Origin of the sequence: Bacillus chungangensis, from assembly GCF_030812995.1 — a bacterium.
GTDB classification, from domain to species: domain Bacteria; phylum Bacillota; class Bacilli; order Bacillales; family Bacillaceae_C; genus Bacillus_CF; species Bacillus_CF chungangensis.
In genome coordinates this window covers 96,537-112,586 of record NZ_JAUSTT010000007.1, presented here as the reverse complement: position 1 = coordinate 112,586, position 16,050 = coordinate 96,537, and the positions used below count along the sequence as shown (strand labels likewise).

General features: G+C 37.3%; 14 protein-coding genes and 1 riboswitch. Of the genes, 5 read left to right on the top strand and 9 right to left on the bottom strand.

Features of this window, described 5'->3' with window-relative positions; all coding sequences use genetic code 11:
• Nucleotides 1-188: 188 nt before the first annotated feature.
• The 5 genes from J2S08_RS07415 to tnpB (J2S08_RS07400) form a co-directional block, all read right to left on the bottom strand.
• Nucleotides 189-1,490, bottom strand: a complete 1,302-nt coding sequence (locus J2S08_RS07415) for an alpha/beta hydrolase (RefSeq protein ID WP_307228155.1) — start codon at nucleotides 1,488-1,490, stop codon at nucleotides 189-191.
• Between the two features lie 170 nt (nucleotides 1,491-1,660).
• Complete coding sequence (locus J2S08_RS07410; RefSeq protein ID WP_307228154.1) at nucleotides 1,661-2,095, bottom strand: DUF3021 family protein; 435 nt, start codon at nucleotides 2,093-2,095, stop codon at nucleotides 1,661-1,663.
• A 14-nt stretch (nucleotides 2,096-2,109) separates the two neighbouring features.
• On the bottom strand, nucleotides 2,110-2,547 hold the full coding sequence (locus J2S08_RS07405; RefSeq protein WP_307228152.1) for a LytTR family DNA-binding domain-containing protein: 438 nt from the start codon (nucleotides 2,545-2,547) through the stop codon (nucleotides 2,110-2,112).
• Between the two features lie 229 nt (nucleotides 2,548-2,776).
• A complete protein-coding gene (tnpB, locus tag J2S08_RS22475; RefSeq protein WP_370875648.1) occupies nucleotides 2,777-2,959 on the bottom strand; it encodes an IS66 family insertion sequence element accessory protein TnpB in 183 nt (60 codons plus the stop codon).
• A 22-nt stretch (nucleotides 2,960-2,981) separates the two neighbouring features.
• Nucleotides 2,982-3,194, bottom strand: coding sequence for an IS66 family insertion sequence element accessory protein TnpB (tnpB, locus tag J2S08_RS07400; RefSeq protein WP_307228150.1), 213 nt, complete (start codon nucleotides 3,192-3,194; stop codon nucleotides 2,982-2,984).
• A gap of 348 nt (nucleotides 3,195-3,542) precedes the next feature.
• On the opposite strand from tnpB (J2S08_RS07400), the gene J2S08_RS07395 reads away from it, so the two are divergent.
• From J2S08_RS07395 to J2S08_RS07385, 3 genes are all read left to right on the top strand, one after another.
• Complete coding sequence (locus J2S08_RS07395; protein WP_307228148.1) at nucleotides 3,543-3,944, top strand: DUF3221 domain-containing protein; 402 nt, start codon at nucleotides 3,543-3,545, stop codon at nucleotides 3,942-3,944.
• A 420-nt stretch (nucleotides 3,945-4,364) separates the two neighbouring features.
• Nucleotides 4,365-6,290 (top strand): heavy metal translocating P-type ATPase, encoded by a 1,926-nt coding sequence (locus J2S08_RS07390; protein WP_307228146.1) that lies wholly within the window; start codon nucleotides 4,365-4,367, stop codon nucleotides 6,288-6,290.
• A gap of 309 nt (nucleotides 6,291-6,599) precedes the next feature.
• Nucleotides 6,600-8,099, top strand: coding sequence for an L-lactate permease (locus tag J2S08_RS07385; protein WP_307228144.1), 1,500 nt, complete (start codon nucleotides 6,600-6,602; stop codon nucleotides 8,097-8,099).
• Between the two features lie 91 nt (nucleotides 8,100-8,190).
• Here J2S08_RS07385 and J2S08_RS07380 read toward each other — a convergent pair whose 3' ends face one another.
• The 4 genes from J2S08_RS07380 to J2S08_RS07365 all read right to left on the bottom strand — a co-directional run bounded on the left by J2S08_RS07380 (nucleotide 8,191) and on the right by J2S08_RS07365 (nucleotide 12,213).
• Nucleotides 8,191-8,985 carry an alpha/beta fold hydrolase gene (locus J2S08_RS07380; protein ID WP_307228143.1) on the bottom strand — a complete coding sequence of 265 codons (795 nt, stop codon included), beginning with the start codon at nucleotides 8,983-8,985 and terminating at the stop codon, nucleotides 8,191-8,193.
• Between the two features lie 30 nt (nucleotides 8,986-9,015).
• Nucleotides 9,016-9,828, bottom strand: a complete 813-nt coding sequence (locus tag J2S08_RS07375; protein ID WP_307228275.1) for a YihY/virulence factor BrkB family protein — start codon at nucleotides 9,826-9,828, stop codon at nucleotides 9,016-9,018.
• A 357-nt stretch (nucleotides 9,829-10,185) separates the two neighbouring features.
• Nucleotides 10,186-10,737 carry an NADPH-dependent FMN reductase gene (gene ssuE, locus J2S08_RS07370; protein WP_307228141.1) on the bottom strand — a complete coding sequence of 184 codons (552 nt, stop codon included), beginning with the start codon at nucleotides 10,735-10,737 and terminating at the stop codon, nucleotides 10,186-10,188.
• A 181-nt stretch (nucleotides 10,738-10,918) separates the two neighbouring features.
• Nucleotides 10,919-11,020, bottom strand: a riboswitch (SAM riboswitch).
• A gap of 368 nt (nucleotides 11,021-11,388) precedes the next feature.
• Complete coding sequence (locus J2S08_RS07365; protein ID WP_307228139.1) at nucleotides 11,389-12,213, bottom strand: AAC(3) family N-acetyltransferase; 825 nt, start codon at nucleotides 12,211-12,213, stop codon at nucleotides 11,389-11,391.
• Between the two features lie 368 nt (nucleotides 12,214-12,581).
• Between J2S08_RS07365 and J2S08_RS07360 the strand changes: the two genes are divergently transcribed.
• Both J2S08_RS07360 and J2S08_RS07355 read left to right on the top strand, forming a co-directional pair.
• Nucleotides 12,582-13,289: an ABC transporter ATP-binding protein gene (locus J2S08_RS07360; protein WP_307228137.1), complete on the top strand. Its 708-nt coding sequence runs from the start codon at nucleotides 12,582-12,584 to the stop codon at nucleotides 13,287-13,289.
• On the top strand, nucleotides 13,286-15,859 hold the full coding sequence (locus J2S08_RS07355; protein ID WP_307228135.1) for an ABC transporter permease: 2,574 nt from the start codon (nucleotides 13,286-13,288) through the stop codon (nucleotides 15,857-15,859). The genes J2S08_RS07360 and J2S08_RS07355 overlap by 4 nt, the downstream gene beginning before the upstream one ends.
• Nucleotides 15,860-16,050: the final 191 nt, after the last annotated feature.

Genomic DNA, 16,050 nt, shown 5'->3' with positions numbered 1-16,050 from the left:
GTGGGGGTTTTACTGCCAGTTAGATGTGGGATAAACATGGTTTAGCTCCCTTTTCAGGTTTTGCCCTATTCGCAAAAAGAAAAAATGGTCTATTTGTCGTTTACTTTTAAATTAATTAGGTAAAATAAAAAAGGCTGAACTATATACAGTTTATATATGTATATTTCAGCCTTTAATCGAATTTTTATTTAATATGTTCCTTTGGGAGTGAAATGGCTAATTCCCTTTAATTCATAGTCAAAAAATTTAAGAATTAGTTCATTTTCAGTTTCAATACAGTAATATGGATCAATGTCGGCTTTTCCGCCTTGCAGAATATTTGCAAGTATAGGAGAGAAAAGCGGTAAATCGGTCAAGCTTAAATGTTTTGCACCTTGAAAATGAACAGTATATACATCTTTGAAGTGTTCATTATTCGGTTTGTTCGCTACATAAAAGGAATTGCTTTCGAGCTGTCTCCAAACATCGTCAGAATAAATGTTAAGAAGTGGGGTCGTGTAGGCTTCGCTGCTTGCCACATAATCATCTATTTTTTTCTTATAAACAAGCTCACTAAAGAACGGGCCATCAATATTTACAACTGCACGTATATCATCACGCTCTCTGCCTAGCCCAACACTTGCTGCGCCGCCCATTGAGTGCCCGAACACACCGATTTTCTCTGTATTGATATGTTGATAAATGGGATTTTGGTCACTTTTGGCTTTTTTAAGAATCGTATCAATTACAAAATTCATATCGTCTGTTCGTAGTTTCATCCATTTTTCGTAGAGTTCGTAGAGTTCTTCATTCGAGTAAACTCCTTTATTCATATTGTCGATTTCACGCTTAAAATCTGTATTGATCATAGTCACTGTTCCATCCTCTGAACGGGTATAAAAGGAGTGATAGGGATGATCGATTGAAACGACTACATAACCGTGGCTTGCAAGCTCAGTATAGGTAGAGGTATTGCTTGCCTTGATACCGTATGCTCCATGTGAGAACACCAAAAGCGGGTATGTTCCATCTAAATTTTTTGGATACCAAAATTCCACATTAACAAATCTGTTTTGCCTCTTGTCTGTAAATTTCTCCATACGGTTTTTGTCAACATATGTATAAGTAGCGGTTTCGACATCATCATCACCTGTCACTTTTGGTGATTTATTCTGCGGAAAAACAATTGCAGGTGCAAGTACAAATACAGTTGCTAATATCATCATTATGGATTTCCACACAATTTTAGAAGATTTGTATTTTTTGGTATTTGTTTTGTTATGGATAAGAGCAACTGTCCCCTTTACCGCTAATATGAAAAGCAGTATAGCAAACATTACCCAGCTGAAACTCCACACAATTACAGATGAAAGTGTGAGAATTACAAATGCAATAAATGCAGCAATCCTTATCCAATTCTTAATTTTTTTATGATTTTGCTTAGTTACTATACAGTAAATTGCAAAAGCAATCTCGAAAGTCAAAGCAATTAATAATAGTAAAGTTCCCATAGTAGTTACTCCTTCCTTTTCGAATTATTTTTGATGAACTCATCTTAATAAACTGCTGAAAGGAAGTATATAAAAAAAAGGTAAGTTGCTTCCACAAGCAAATAAGATGCAAAAAAAAGCGGTAAGCTATAATGCTTACCGTAAAATAATCTGTTACAGACAACTGCTGCTTATTGATTTTCTTTATTCTTTAATGCCTTTAGTTTTTCGTTGATTTTTTGGGCTTCTTTTTTATCATTTCGCCATGACAGCAGACGAACTAGGGTATAGATTACGGCAATTTGCAGTGCAAGAATGATTCCATCTAATGCACTATTCACAAGATCAATAACGCTACCAATGGCAATCAATAGAATCTCCAAAGTGAAAAAATGAATGATAATTCTTATACGCATTTTCTTCTCACTTATATCATTAGGAGAATACAAAATAAACCCCGTTAATGAACTTAAAAATGAAAATGCCATAATGATATAAATCGACTTCAAATCAAAGGCCATATTGGGATAATAGATTTGTCGCAAAATTGTAATCATCATGATGATGGATGCAAAGATGATGAAGAAATTCTTAATAATCTTTTGTACAAATTCAGACATCTTCATATTTATCTCTCCTTTTACAATCCAAGCATTTTTTTAAGGACAGGCACATACTTCCTTGAGATGACTGTACGTTCCCCGTTATCAAGCACCGCTTCGAATCGGCCGCTTATGGACGGATATATAGATGAAATTTTAGCTATGTTCAAAATTGTAGATTTGGATGCACGAAAACAGTTCTTTTCTTTGCATAATTCCTCTAATTCATAAAGCTTTTGTTTTACCTCAAAAACGTTGTCCTTACAGTAAATAAAAACCTTTCCGTCAACTGCCTCGAAATAATAGATATCACTAAGCTTAATACGGTGAACTTTATCTTTTTGATGTCCGAGTACAATAAGGTTTTCAGTTTCCAACTTGTTTAAGATTTCGTGTATTTCGTCATCTACCTCATGACACCTAATGAGGATTTCTTCTACCTGTTCTTTGCTTATTTCTTCTATAGAAATTTTCATATTATCACCCACGAAAATTCAAATGATTTCAGGTCGACTACGATTTTTCGTTGTTTTCGAGTTATTCGTAAACGACAAATAGACCTAAAGAAGTCGTAAAATTAATTTTTAAGGTCTAATTTCATTCTTTCATTTATTCAATTGTAAGAGATTGCGTTTGTTTCGTCATCTTTTTCATAAAGGAATATATTCTTCAGAACCCGTCAAATCCCTTTTTTTTCAAACAATTTTATCCAATGGTACGAGCTGTGACTTCTCGGTGTGCTTTTGATGAAGGGAAGTCCATCCAATAACCACCTGAGTTGTCTTCTTGTGATGGATAAATCCCTTCTTTTTCTGCTGGCCAATGAAATGTTCCTTTCTCCAAACGGCTATAATAGAGCCAAAATCCATTGTGACCCCAGAATAGAATTTTTACTTTATCGCGTGAGCATTTACAGAAGACAAACGGATAAAAAAGGATCCAGGTTGAACTCTTCCTTTACGATAGCCACAAGTCCATCGATGGACTTGCGTAAATTGGTTGCCCCTTGTGCCAAATAGATTCGTCCAATTGTCGCTTCATGAATCATTGTTCTTTCAACGCCTTCATCACGAATAGGACAAATTGTATTCCTGGCTAAACTTGTACGACGGTGTATATCCATAATGCTTTCTTTAAATTTTATTAAACGAACAACCTTATTATAAATAACCTTATCTTTACCAGCAGCTGCTGAATGATATTTTGTTTCCTACCTTTGTATTTACCTTGCCTTTTTGCAATTTCAATACCTTCACGATGTCACCTATTTGATAGACCATATTTTTTCGTGCAGCTTCTTCAATTTTCATCAAATTTTTATTTAAATCAATTTTGGTTTTTATTTAAAACAATAATGACCATTTTTATTACACTTGTGACATATTTGTTAAATATTTGTATAAATGAAGTTTTATACATGTAAGTGTAGTAAGATGGATTTGTAGGAAAAATTTACAAGGAGGAAATGTTGATGATCAAAACAAAACAAAAATTAGTAGTTTTAGCAACCACTTTAGTATTAGGGTGTGGACTTACTGTAGGTTCAGCACCAGCTTTTGCAGAAGTGAACGATTTCTCATCACATCGTAGTCTCTCTTCTGTAGAAAAAGAAGAGCAACAACCTTTTACAGGATATCTTATCTCCATTGATGACATCTACATGATCGTTGCAGACACTCCTACAAAAGAAGAAGCCCTTTCGTACAAAGATGATTGGTGGGAGTTGGCTTTACAAAACAAAATATTAAAAGTACCAGTATCAAGTGACGATGCTTATGAAGTGGGCGATAAATTAAATGTATATGCTGATGCGATGACTAATTCCATTCCACCGATTGCAATTGCACCTATAATTGAAAAAATATCAGAATAAGATACTTCTAACTTTTCTCTAAATATCTATCAAAATAGAATAGAGTATACACATAAAAAAAGGACTCAGGCTAAACGCCGAGCCCTTTTTTTACTTTGCATGACAATTATTCACCTTCTAAGCATATAAAAAACAATCATACAGCGTATTTTTTCACATCTCATTCTAATTGAGAACGGAAATCATTATCTAATAATAAATATTACTTAATAATTATTTTTATTTACTTCATTATAAAGATATGTTAGAATGATTTTAAAGAAAGGGTGATCTGCCCTTTTAAAACTATATATCCCTTATAATCATCTAGTTTTGCTGTCTCCTTTCACGGTGACAGCATTCGTTGTTTAATCAGCGTATTGATGGTGATTATTTTTCTCAATTAGAAAATTTAAATGATATTAAAAGGAGGTTGTTGTTATGACAGACGTCGAAGCAACTATTAACATACAAAAAGAAGCGATAAAAGATTCTCCATCTTTTCTCCAAAAAATAAGGCCGCATGTAGAATTAATATCTGCATTGTTAAGTGGTGTTCTCATTCTCATTGGATGGAGTTTATCTAAATCAGACCTTTCTACTGCATCTGCGATTTTTTATTTACTCGCTTTTTGTATTGGCGGTTTTGCAAAAGCTAAAGAAGGGATTCAAGAAACGATCAAAGAAAAAGAGTTAAATGTTGAAATGTTAATGGTTTTTGCTGCTATCGGCTCAGCCGTTATTGGCTATTGGGCAGAAGGCGCCATTCTTATTTTCATTTTCGCTGTTAGCGGCGCACTAGAAACCTATACGTTGAATAAGAGTCAAAAAGAAATTTCTTCTTTAATGGGTATGCAGCCAGAACAAGCACTGCTCATAAAAAATGGCAAAGAAACGCTCGTTCATGTCTCAGAATTAACAATAGGAGATCATATTTTAGTAAAGCCAGGAGAACGAATTCCTTCAGATGGCATCGTCATTAGAGGCCGCTCTGCTATCGATGAAGCGATGATCACAGGTGAATCCATTCCTGTAACGAAAGAACTTCACGATGAAGTATTTGCTGGAACGGTGAATATGAACGGATCTCTAACAGTTGAAGTGACAAAGCTTAGCACAGAAACGCTGTTCCAAAAAATTCTTCAGCTCGTACAATCAGCTCAAAGTGAAAAATCGCCATCGCAGCTCTTTATTGAGAAATTTGAAGGAACATATGTAAAAATCGTATTATTAGTTGTCGGGCTGATGATGTTCTTGCCCCATTATTTGCTAGACTGGGATTGGACCACAACCTTTTATCGCGCAATGGTTTTACTAGTTGTTGCTTCGCCTTGTGCACTTGTTGCTTCTATTATGCCAGCAACCTTATCGGCCATTTCTAATGGAGCGCGCAGCGGGATATTATTTAAAGGCGGCGTTCATCTGGAAAATTTAAGTCATATGAAGGGTATTGCATTTGATAAAACTGGAACGTTGACAAAAGGGAAACCTGAAGTAACGGATATTTATGTACGTGAGGATATTCAGAAAGAATCATTGCTGCATCTTGTTGCCTCTATTGAAAACCAATCAAACCATCCATTGGCACAAGCAATCGTTTCTTATACTAAGCAAACAATAGATGCACCGCTCCGTCAGCCCGACGATTTAGAAGATGTTGCCGGCTGGGGAATTAAAGCAGTAATGGATGGCCAACAATGGCTGATTGGCAAAGCAGAATTTGTTGGTAAAGAACAAGCACTTGCTTTTGCGGATGGTGTGGCAGAGAAATTAGCAGCAAATGGAAAAACGATGGTGTACGTGAAAGACAAAGATGGCATTGCTGCACTTATTGCTTTAAAAGATATCGTTCGTGAGGAAACAAAAGCAGCAATTGAAGCCTTAAGAAAAGAAGGGATTCATACGATTATGCTGACTGGCGACAGTGAAACAACAGCAAAAGCAATTGCCCAGGAAGCGCATATTGACGGTTATATTGCTGAATGCTTGCCTGAAGGAAAAGTAAAAGAGTTAAAGAATTTGATGAAGCAATATGGTTCAGTAGCAATGGTCGGAGATGGCATCAATGATGCACCGGCATTAGCAACCGCAAACGTTGGCATTGCTATGGGTGAAGGAACGGATGTTGCCCTTGAAACAGCAGATGTCGTCCTGATGAAAAACGATTTGCCTCGTATAGCTGAAGCCATTCGTCTATCGAAACGAATGAATCGTATTATAAAACAGAACGTCTTCTTCTCCATTATCGTCATCATGGGGTTAATTGCTTCAAACTTCTTACAAATATTAGACCTGCCTTACGGAGTCATTGGACATGAAGGCAGCACCATTCTTGTCATTTTAAATAGTCTTAGATTACTTAAATAAAGGGAAACATTCATTGTGGGAGGGGCTTCTCTCTCCCCACTTATGGAAGGTAGAACAAAGGCTTAGATCGTGAACTACCTTGAAAAAGGAAACCGCTTTTTCTTCGTGCGATACTGATTCAAGAAGCTTTCCTTATCCTGTCGACCTAAATCAATCGGACATTTGACTTTCAGTTATCCCCCACTTTAATGCCGAAAGCAATTGAGGTGGGAGAAAATTTTGTCCAAACGATTGCTGACATGATCGCTTCCTTCCTTTATAATACAGGAAAGAATATGTTCAAGAAATCATCGCAGTGGAGATGTTTGCATGGAGTTAATGATTGCATTATTACCTATTGTTGCAATTGTCGGATGTTTATTTCTATTAAAGCAGTCTTCTTTGCGTGCTGCTATCTGCGCTTACGTTATTACAGTAATCATTACAAAATGGTCTTCGGTTTTCCCTTTATTTACAAAGGAGATATTCCACGCTTCTTTTAAAGGTGTCTTAATCTCTTTTATTGTCGCCTATGTATTGTTTTTTGGCATTTTTCTTTTTCATCTTATGAAACAATCAGGCGCAATTGATGTCATTGCGGCTTTTATCTCGCAAGCAACGGATGATAAAATGTTGCAAGTCATTATTTTAGTGATCGGTTTTTCACCATTAATTGAATCAGCAAGCGGCTTTGGAACTGCTTTTTTAATTGTCGCGCCTGTTTTCATTGCTTTAGGCTTTGCTCCCTTTCGTGCTGCATTAATCGGACTTATTAGTTTGCTAGCTGTTCCTTGGGGCGCCTTAGCGACTGGAATGGTCGTTGGCGCTGAAATTGGGGATCTCTCGCTGCAAAAAGTAGGCATCGGAAGTGCAGTGATGAGCATACCTGTTTTCCTTTATTTTGTGGTCGCTGCGGTTTTCATTGCTGGCGGCAAACGAGCCCTTCAAGAAAAATGGAAAGAGATCACCTTTTTCTCGATCCTATTTGGCTTATCCGTTCTGTTCTTTAATGCCTATGTCAGCGTCGAATTAGCAGGAGTACTAGCAGCTCTGATCACAACAACGCTCGGAGTAGGATTGTTAAAAATAAAGGCAAAGAAAAGAGAAGAAACTGTTGCAGAACTTTCTGCTGCAGCAGAAAAAAATAGCTTCACTATTTTAAAAGTGATGAGTCCATACTTGCTCTTAACTTTTTGTATTTTTCTCTCCCGTCTTGTGCCGAATATCAATCATTTTTTAACATCGCATCTCGTAATCGATTTACCAGCCTATTCTTACTCTTTAGCCCTGTTATATTCGCCTGGATTTTGGCTGTTCGTTGCTAGTTTATTCGCCATTTTTATCTTAAAGATTCACTGGCAAGTCGTACGTACATCGCTGCGGCTGACCATCAAACAATGGGTGCCGTTCTTTATTTCAACCTCGGCATTTGTCGCAATGGCAGAAGTGATGACGGAGGCTGGCATGACGATGTTTATTGCGAATGCGGCTGCAACTGCATTTGGTACAAGCTTTGTCATTATTTCTCCTTTCATTGGCGGATTGGGAGGCTTTCTAACCGGCAGTAATGCAGGCTCAAACGCCATGTTTATTCAATTGCAAATGCAAACGGCGAAATCATTAGGGATCTCTCCTGATTTATACATTTATATACAAAATACGAGCGCATCCCATGCAAGTATGGCTTCACCGGCCCGCGTTATGCTAGGCTCTTCCTTGTTGGGCATTCGCTCCGCAGAAAATGATTTATTGAAAAGTATTTCTTTGGTTGTCATTGGAGCTTTATTTGTTATTATTCTAATGTCACTCGGCTGGATGTGGCTGTTTTAGAACGCAAATAAGCGGCAGCTAAGAGGACGCTAAAGCGTTCATTTAACTGCCGCCTCATTAATAGCAGGAACTCCCCAACGAATCATGTCTGTCACTTTCTATTCAGTATTTCCCGCACTATTTGATAAAAAGCATCTTTTGCATATTGTTCTTTCCAAGGAGTATGGCCGCATTTATCTAATAAGTAAAATTGAAAATTGGTTAAAATTTTTTTTAAAGGAACGCTTACTCCTTCTGCTGGATGGGGATCATCGTTTCCATGGATTGCATAAACAGGACACTTTATTTTTCTTCCGAGTGCTAAAAGTGATCCTGTCTTTCTTAATATTGACGCTTCTGTCCAAACTGATTGAAAAATATCGCTATTGACTTGAATGATGTCTTGTTCATCTGTTGGAATATGAATTGCTTGATAATGATCTGATTTTGTTACAAGTTCACCAAGTCTAGCAAGGTGTTCGTCCTTTTTTTGCGGATGGAGATTGTTTAAATGAGCGATTAAGTCATTGAATTCATCCTTTTCCACAGTGCTTAATCGGTTCAGCCTATTCTCTTCCAGCTCTTGGACGTATTTGTCTTCAAAAGGCCCGCTGCTTACAAGTACTATTTTTTTTACTAAAAAAGGGTATGCTGCAGCTACGATAAATGCCAACCAAGCTCCCCACGAATGGCCGATTAACGTGATCGGAAGCTCTCCCTTGTTTTTAATCACATCATAAAGCTCATTTACTTGCTCCTCAAGAGATGCTTTTGTCTGGATAGGTTCCAATACGCCATATTCTTTCGATAATTCTCTAGCAATTGCTGCAACAGTCCCTGGGGCTCCAGGACCGCCATGAATCACAGCCACTGTATATGGACCACTCCCGTATCGTCTCACATTCATCTAATCATCCCCTGTTCAAATAACAGCTCTTTAAAAAGGATTTTTTTTACTCTCAGCCAGTACAGCATTCAGCTCACCGCCGATCATTAAAATCATCCCAGACAAATAAAGCCAAAGCATTAATACAATCATTCCCCCCAAACTTCCATAAGCAGCAGTGAAGTTTCCAAAATTAGATATGTAAGAAGAAAAGCCCAGCGACACAATAATCCAGCCTATTGACGCAAACACTGCTCCAGGCCTCACTGATTTCCAACGGATTTTTTCAGATGGGGCTAAAAAGTAAAGGACTTGAAAGACTAGAAACAGAACGATTGGTGTTACAACCCAACGCAAAGCATTCCAAAGCGCTACAAACTCCATAGAAAACCCAAGGTTGTGAAATAAATATTTGCCAATCTGCTTTCCGAAGACAGGGAGTACTAAAACGATTATAATGACGATAATCATTCCGATCGTTAATATAATGGACATTCCGCGAGCAATTAAAAAAGGCCGTCTTTCTTCTGCATTGTACGCCCGATTTAACGCCTTTATTACAGCATTCATTCCATTAGATGCAGACCATATCGTCCCGATAATCCCAAAGGATAAAAGTCCGCTGCTGCGGTTGCTCATAATTTCTGCAAGTGTCGTTTCAAGAAAATCCATTGTTTGTACAGGAGCGAAATCACGAATAAGACCAATCATATCCTCCTGAGTAATTGGCAAGTAGGGAATGAGCGTTACCAAAAAGATGAGTAGCGGAAATAAGGATAGTATAAAGAAATAGGATAGCTGCGCAGCCAAACCAATAATATCATTTTTGATAAACCGATCGATAAAAATTTGCATCATCGTCATTATTTTATACTTATCCCAATTTGACCTTTCCATCATCTCACCTCAATCATCCATTTCTTCGCTCTCTTTATTATTCCTGAAAAGGGGGAAACAGTCTAGTCTTGTATATATCATTAGTATGGCCATATCTACGTCATCATTAGATTAACCGTATCAAATGTTACATATCAACTTTTTGCAGAGAATGTGCTTAAGCAGTAAAAAGAGGCTGCCGAGTGTTTTCGACAGCCCCGAACATCCAAATGATGCATGTTTTTTGTTGATACGGATCATTTATCTTCATTACTGCATGAACTTTTTCGTACTTATGTGATACTTATGTGTTATTAGGGCACAGACAATGCAACAATCACTTCATTATGATGAAAGTGTTTCGAAAAGCCTTCTTTTATTTAATATATCAATAAAATACTGGAGCTGCTTTTTCGTCCTTTGTAAAATTTCCTTATCGATAATTGGGTTTTCTTGATGTTTATCAATTTGGCTATCCAACAAATAAACGCCCTTTAAATTCTGACCTTTTAATGTTGCCAATAGCGGCTTTAATGAATACTCAATAGCTAAAAGGTGTGAAGAACTTCCACCGGTCATCAATGGCAGTACTGGAGTATTCTTAAGTACATCTTGCGGAAGAATATCAAGCAATGTTTTTAAAGCCCCTGAATAAGCAGCTTTATATACCGGCGATCCAACAATGACACCGAGTGCACCTTGAATTTGCTTTGATATTCTTTTAATTACCGGACTATCGTACTTTCCAAATATTAAGACCTCTGGTGGTACATCTTTGACCGAAATATGCTTCACAGAAAAATGTTCTTTTTCAAGTAATGCACCTAAATAGTGGAGTACTTTGTCAGTCTTAGAACATTCTGACGGACTCCCTGATAATAGGACGATTTCACTCATTTCATTCATCTCTCCTCATTAAAAATACGTATCACGCCCGGATTTGCGGATTATCAATAGATGAAATGATTTCCCAGTTGTCTAATTGTCTAATCAGCATATAAATGATTTAGTTTATACAAAATACAAAAATCCTCTTCGAAAAATAAGAAGAGGATTGTTTAAGCAATTCATTTATCCCTTCTTATCTTTCAGCTTTAACGCTGGCTGGAATTGGCACAGTACGATAGAGTCTGTTGCCGAGGCTTCAAAGGGCCAGTCCCTCCACCTCTCTGGATAAGAAATCAGCTATTTAATTGAAGGCTGCAATACAATGTGCAAACCTTTATTTAATGTTATAGATAACCATATCGCACCCGGAATAATCTGTCAAGACTGAATTTTATGATAAATATGATCATTTTTCTCGACATGGTGATAAAGACTAAGATCACAAAAACGTACTCGAAAAAGGAAATTGCTTTTTCTTCGTGCGATGCTGATTTTAAGAAGCTTGTCTAAAACGGACATTTGATTTCTGTTATCTCCCACCCAGCGTTTCTGATTTCTCTTACTCCCCGAGGTGGGAATCTTGACGCGCCAGTTAGATATGAGATAGATCTAGATAACATTTTGTACACGATATGTAGACTTTAAGCTGGCCGTTACTTATTAAGTTAGACCCGAATACCCTTTGCTATATCTGCATATGTGCTCAGCTGTGAAGTCAACTATAGCAGGCTGAGACATCAATCTTGACTCCGCAGAGCCTACCATACCTATATTGACTCTATTTGCTCCCTCAAACGCTTCCCCAATTTTAGGAAACATTTCGTCATTATAATCTAATTCCTCATAATTCTTCCAAACCCTCTCACCCTTTTCTAGTATCGGACTTGCATTTGTTATAGTATCAAGGCATTTTGAACGATGTTCGCCTAGATGCATAGATGTATTGTTATCATAGCCCACTCCCAGTAACAAAACATAACCATTCAATTTATAGACCATAGCCAACGGTGATTTTTCCCCGAGGCCGTTGTTCAACGAATGTTCATTGACAATAGTATCTCGATGTTTCCCCCATGCCGCAAAGGAGTGGGTAGGATGATGACTTCGCTTGACATCAGGAAATGTACGGAATGCTTCCGCTATACATCCCATCAAAAACGTAGGTGTCAATTCCGGATCAAAGGCAGGCATTTCTTCACGAATTGTTGACCACCACGATTTAGGTACGGGTGGATTTTCCCATTTTATCGGATCAGAAACATTAGCGCTATGTGTTGGCATTACTAGCGTTCCTTTAGACGTAACGACATCCTGTAATGCTTGTATGACGGCTATTGAACCGCCGCAAACCCAACCTAGAGAACTCATGGAGGTATGCACGATTACTGTCATGCATTCTTTAAGACCGAGCGTACGGAAATTATTTGCTAACGACGAACGCGTCCGTGGAACATCCGTTCTTTTAATTGTAATTTCTTCAGACATTGTGACTTCCCTTCTATGCTTTTTTTAGTTTTATGATTGACTATATTTTTATAAGTTCTTTATATTTCTGTCTTATATGTAGACTAATTGTCTTAACCCCCTTCATCAAAATTGAACGTATATTTTACTCGATGTTCAGATGAAGGCTAATAAACATGAAATCATTAAGCAAAATTTCAATCAAAGTCAATACATTTATCCCGTCATTTTACATAAATAAGTTAAAATAAATACTAGTATTAGATTTTTTCTGGCCGATATGTCAGATTATGTTGACTTTTCTATTTTTTATAATATGATGATATCACAAAAACCTAAATAGAAAAATTTAAAATACAATAAAAGTATTATAGAAAGTAGCTGATTATTTGTTTAGTACGATAACACTTCAAAAAGTTTCTAAATATTATGGAAACAATGATGCGCTGATATGGGCACTGCAAGACATTACGACCGTTTTTCATCAAAAGGATTTCACTAGTATTATTGGTGCTTCTGGTTCTGGAAAATCAACACTTTTAAATATGATCGGTACACTTGAGCGGCCATCCTCTGGAAATGTACTTCTTGGAGACAGGGATGTAACGATGCTTCATTCAAATGATTTGGCTGATATACGCAGCCGTAACATCGGTTTCATTTTTCAACAATTTCATTTGTTGCCTTCCTTAACAGCGTTAGAGAATGTCTGTATTCCCTTGTTTCATCAACATGTTCCTTTTCATAAAGAAAAAAGAGCGAAGGAATTGCTGCAGCTAGTTGGATTAAAAGAAAAGATTTCATCCTTTCCTTCCCAGTTATCAGGTGGACAACAACAGCGTGTTGCAATTGCTCGTGCTCTCATTACACGACCAGATTGGCTTTTAGCTGATGAACCTACCGGTAATTTAGATTCGGAAACTGGCAAAAATATTTTTGAGCTTTTAATCTCTGTTAAAGAAATCAATCACTGTGGAATTATCCTTGTCACTCATGATCCTTCCTTAGCAGAAAAAACGGATCGCATCATTGAAATGAAAGATGGCGCAATCATTCGTGATGAGATGATCCGATCTCAAGAAAAGGTGAAACAATGATATCATTCATTTGGAAAAATTGGATTCGCCAAAAAGAAAAATTCATTCTGCTGCTTATTGGTGCGCTTTTTATTAGTTCTGGTTTAAGTTTCTTAATCGGCCTCTCCGAAACAAACAAAGGAACAATCATTCATATGCTGGAAAAGAAATGGCGGGCATCCTATGATATCGTAGTTTTACCTGCTCGTTCAGAAGGCAACATGACCGATAATAGCCTAGTGGATCCCAACTATTTAAGTGGGATATCAGGAGGAATTTCCCTTGAAGAATATGAAACGATTAAAAAAATCGATGGGATTTCTATCACAGCACCTCTAAGTGTTTTGGGCTATGCGTCAAATAGCTTTGCTTTTGATAAAATTGATATAAAGGAAAAAGGTATCTATAAACTTACAAGTTCCATTATTGATCATGATGGAATAAATGATCAGGAAATTGTAACGAGTAATTATTTTCATATTGGTTATTCTCCTAAAGATTCTAGCGATACCTTTAACCAATATGGCCTCATTCAATTTGATGGTACATTAGGGAATCTATCGCGTGTCTTAATAGCCGCTATTGATCCTGATGAGGAGGCGCAACTAGTAGGCCTTGACAAGGCTATCATCCAAGATCATCAAAGCCGCTACTTTAACAAAAAAGACAAAGTAACATCAACGGTCCACCCAGACATGGGGTTTAAAACAATCTCCCTCCCGTTAATCATGAGCAGCCATCATTTTGTTGATCAGACCTTTCATTATACGATTGAGAAACTTCCATTGCCATTTCAAACCGTGAAGGATGCACAGGAAACATTCAACCTTATTAAAGAAAAAGGAGGAATTCATTATTTAGAAACGTTAAAAGCAATGCATAAACAAACGTTTTCCTTTACTTCAGCAGAATCGCACCAGGCATTGATTGAAAATGTCGTATTTGGGTTTAATCGAGGAATAAACTCCCTTGAAAGTCTGTTGTTATTAAAAACGAGTCCATTAACTTACAAATCAGTTGACAGCCCATTTCAAGATCGATGGGAAAAAGCATATGAAATAACTGTGCCAACCGAAGGGTCTCTTTATTTGCATTCTTACCCAGTCTATCGAAAACCAAGTCTCTATGACAACGATACATCTAAAGTTCCAAGAATAGCACCTGATTTCATTGGTTTTTATGATCCTGCAAAATTGAATATACCGTTGGACCCAACGACAGAGTTGCCAATGGAAACATATCGTTCTCCAACAGCCAATCTTGTCTTAGATCACAAAAAACAACCGATCAATCCACCGACATTCATTAAAGCCACTTCTAATCCTTTTGGCTATATTATGCAGCCTCCAGTCATGCTGACTACATTAGAAGCAGCAGAAGCATTATTAGGTGAAAAACCGATTTCTTCCATAAGAATAAAAGTGGATGGAGTGGAACAGTTAAATGAAAAGAGTCAGACCAAATTAGAAGATATCGCAAAGGAAATTGAGAAACAAACAGGCTTGAAAGCAACGATTACATTAGGATCCTCTCCACAACCAGTATTAATTCATATTCCAAAGGTAAATCTTGCTCCTGATTTAGGCTGGATAGAACAACCTTGGATCAAAACAGGTGCATCTATTTCTATTTTTAAGGAAACGAAGTTAGGGTATTCTGGCATCATCGGCTGCTTATTGTTTGTTTCGCTTATGTATGTCTTTGCAACCAACCTTGTTTCATTTTTAGCAAGAAAAAAACAATTTGCTGTATTATCAGCGTTAGGTTGGAAGACAAAACAGATGAGGAAGATGCTATTTATTGAATCTCTTCTCATTGGCAGCATCGTCAGTTTTTTAACGCTCATTGTTCTACTTATGATGAAAATCCGAAATCCTGAGTCTTTAAGTTTAACAAGCTTCCTACTCATCATGATCTTTATCTTGTTCATTTATGTGTCAGGATCATTTTGGCCTTGCTACCATATCAGCAAACTGCAACCTGTCCAGGTAATGAAAGCTGGTGAAGTAAGTGTCAAGCGCCATTCACGATTGGTTCGTGTTAGAGGAAAAATGGGCATCGTCATTAACAGTGTTTTCAGTCGATGGTTAAGGAACATTGTCTCTATTTTAGCAATCAGCTTACCTAGCGCACTACTTATTCTGTTTATTTTTGTATCAATCAAAATGGATGGTACGTTATTTACATCTTGGCTTGGGCAATATGTTGCCCTGGAAGTAAAAGCCCCCCATTACATATCGATTGCGATTGCTTTTGTAATTGCTATTTTAACGACAGCAGAAATGATGTGGCAAAACTTATTAGAAAGAACCAGTGAAATATCCTTGTATAAAGCGTTAGGCTGGAAAGACGGCATGATTCGAAAACTAGTATTGTTAGAAGGAGCTTTCATCGGATGTATTAGTGGAATAACAGGCATCATTTTTGCACTGATGATGTTAAAAGTAATGTACGGTTCTGTTCCTTATCATCAGTTTTGGGTTTTTGGAGCTGCCTTGATCTTTCCTATTCTCGTCGGTATAATCGGTGCGTGGATCCCTTCAATGAAAGCACTGAAGATTGATCCGAATGCAGGATTAAAAGCTGGATAAAGCGAAACTGCTATCAGTGGGGGTTTTTCTCTCATCCCCCACTAATGGGAAATAGAACAACGGCTAAGGCTGCAACATCCTCGAAAAAGGAAACTGCTTTTTCTTCGTGCGATGTGATTCAAGAAGCTTTCCTTATCCTGTCGACCCAAACCAAGCGGACATTGACTTTCAGTTATCCCCAACGAGCGCTT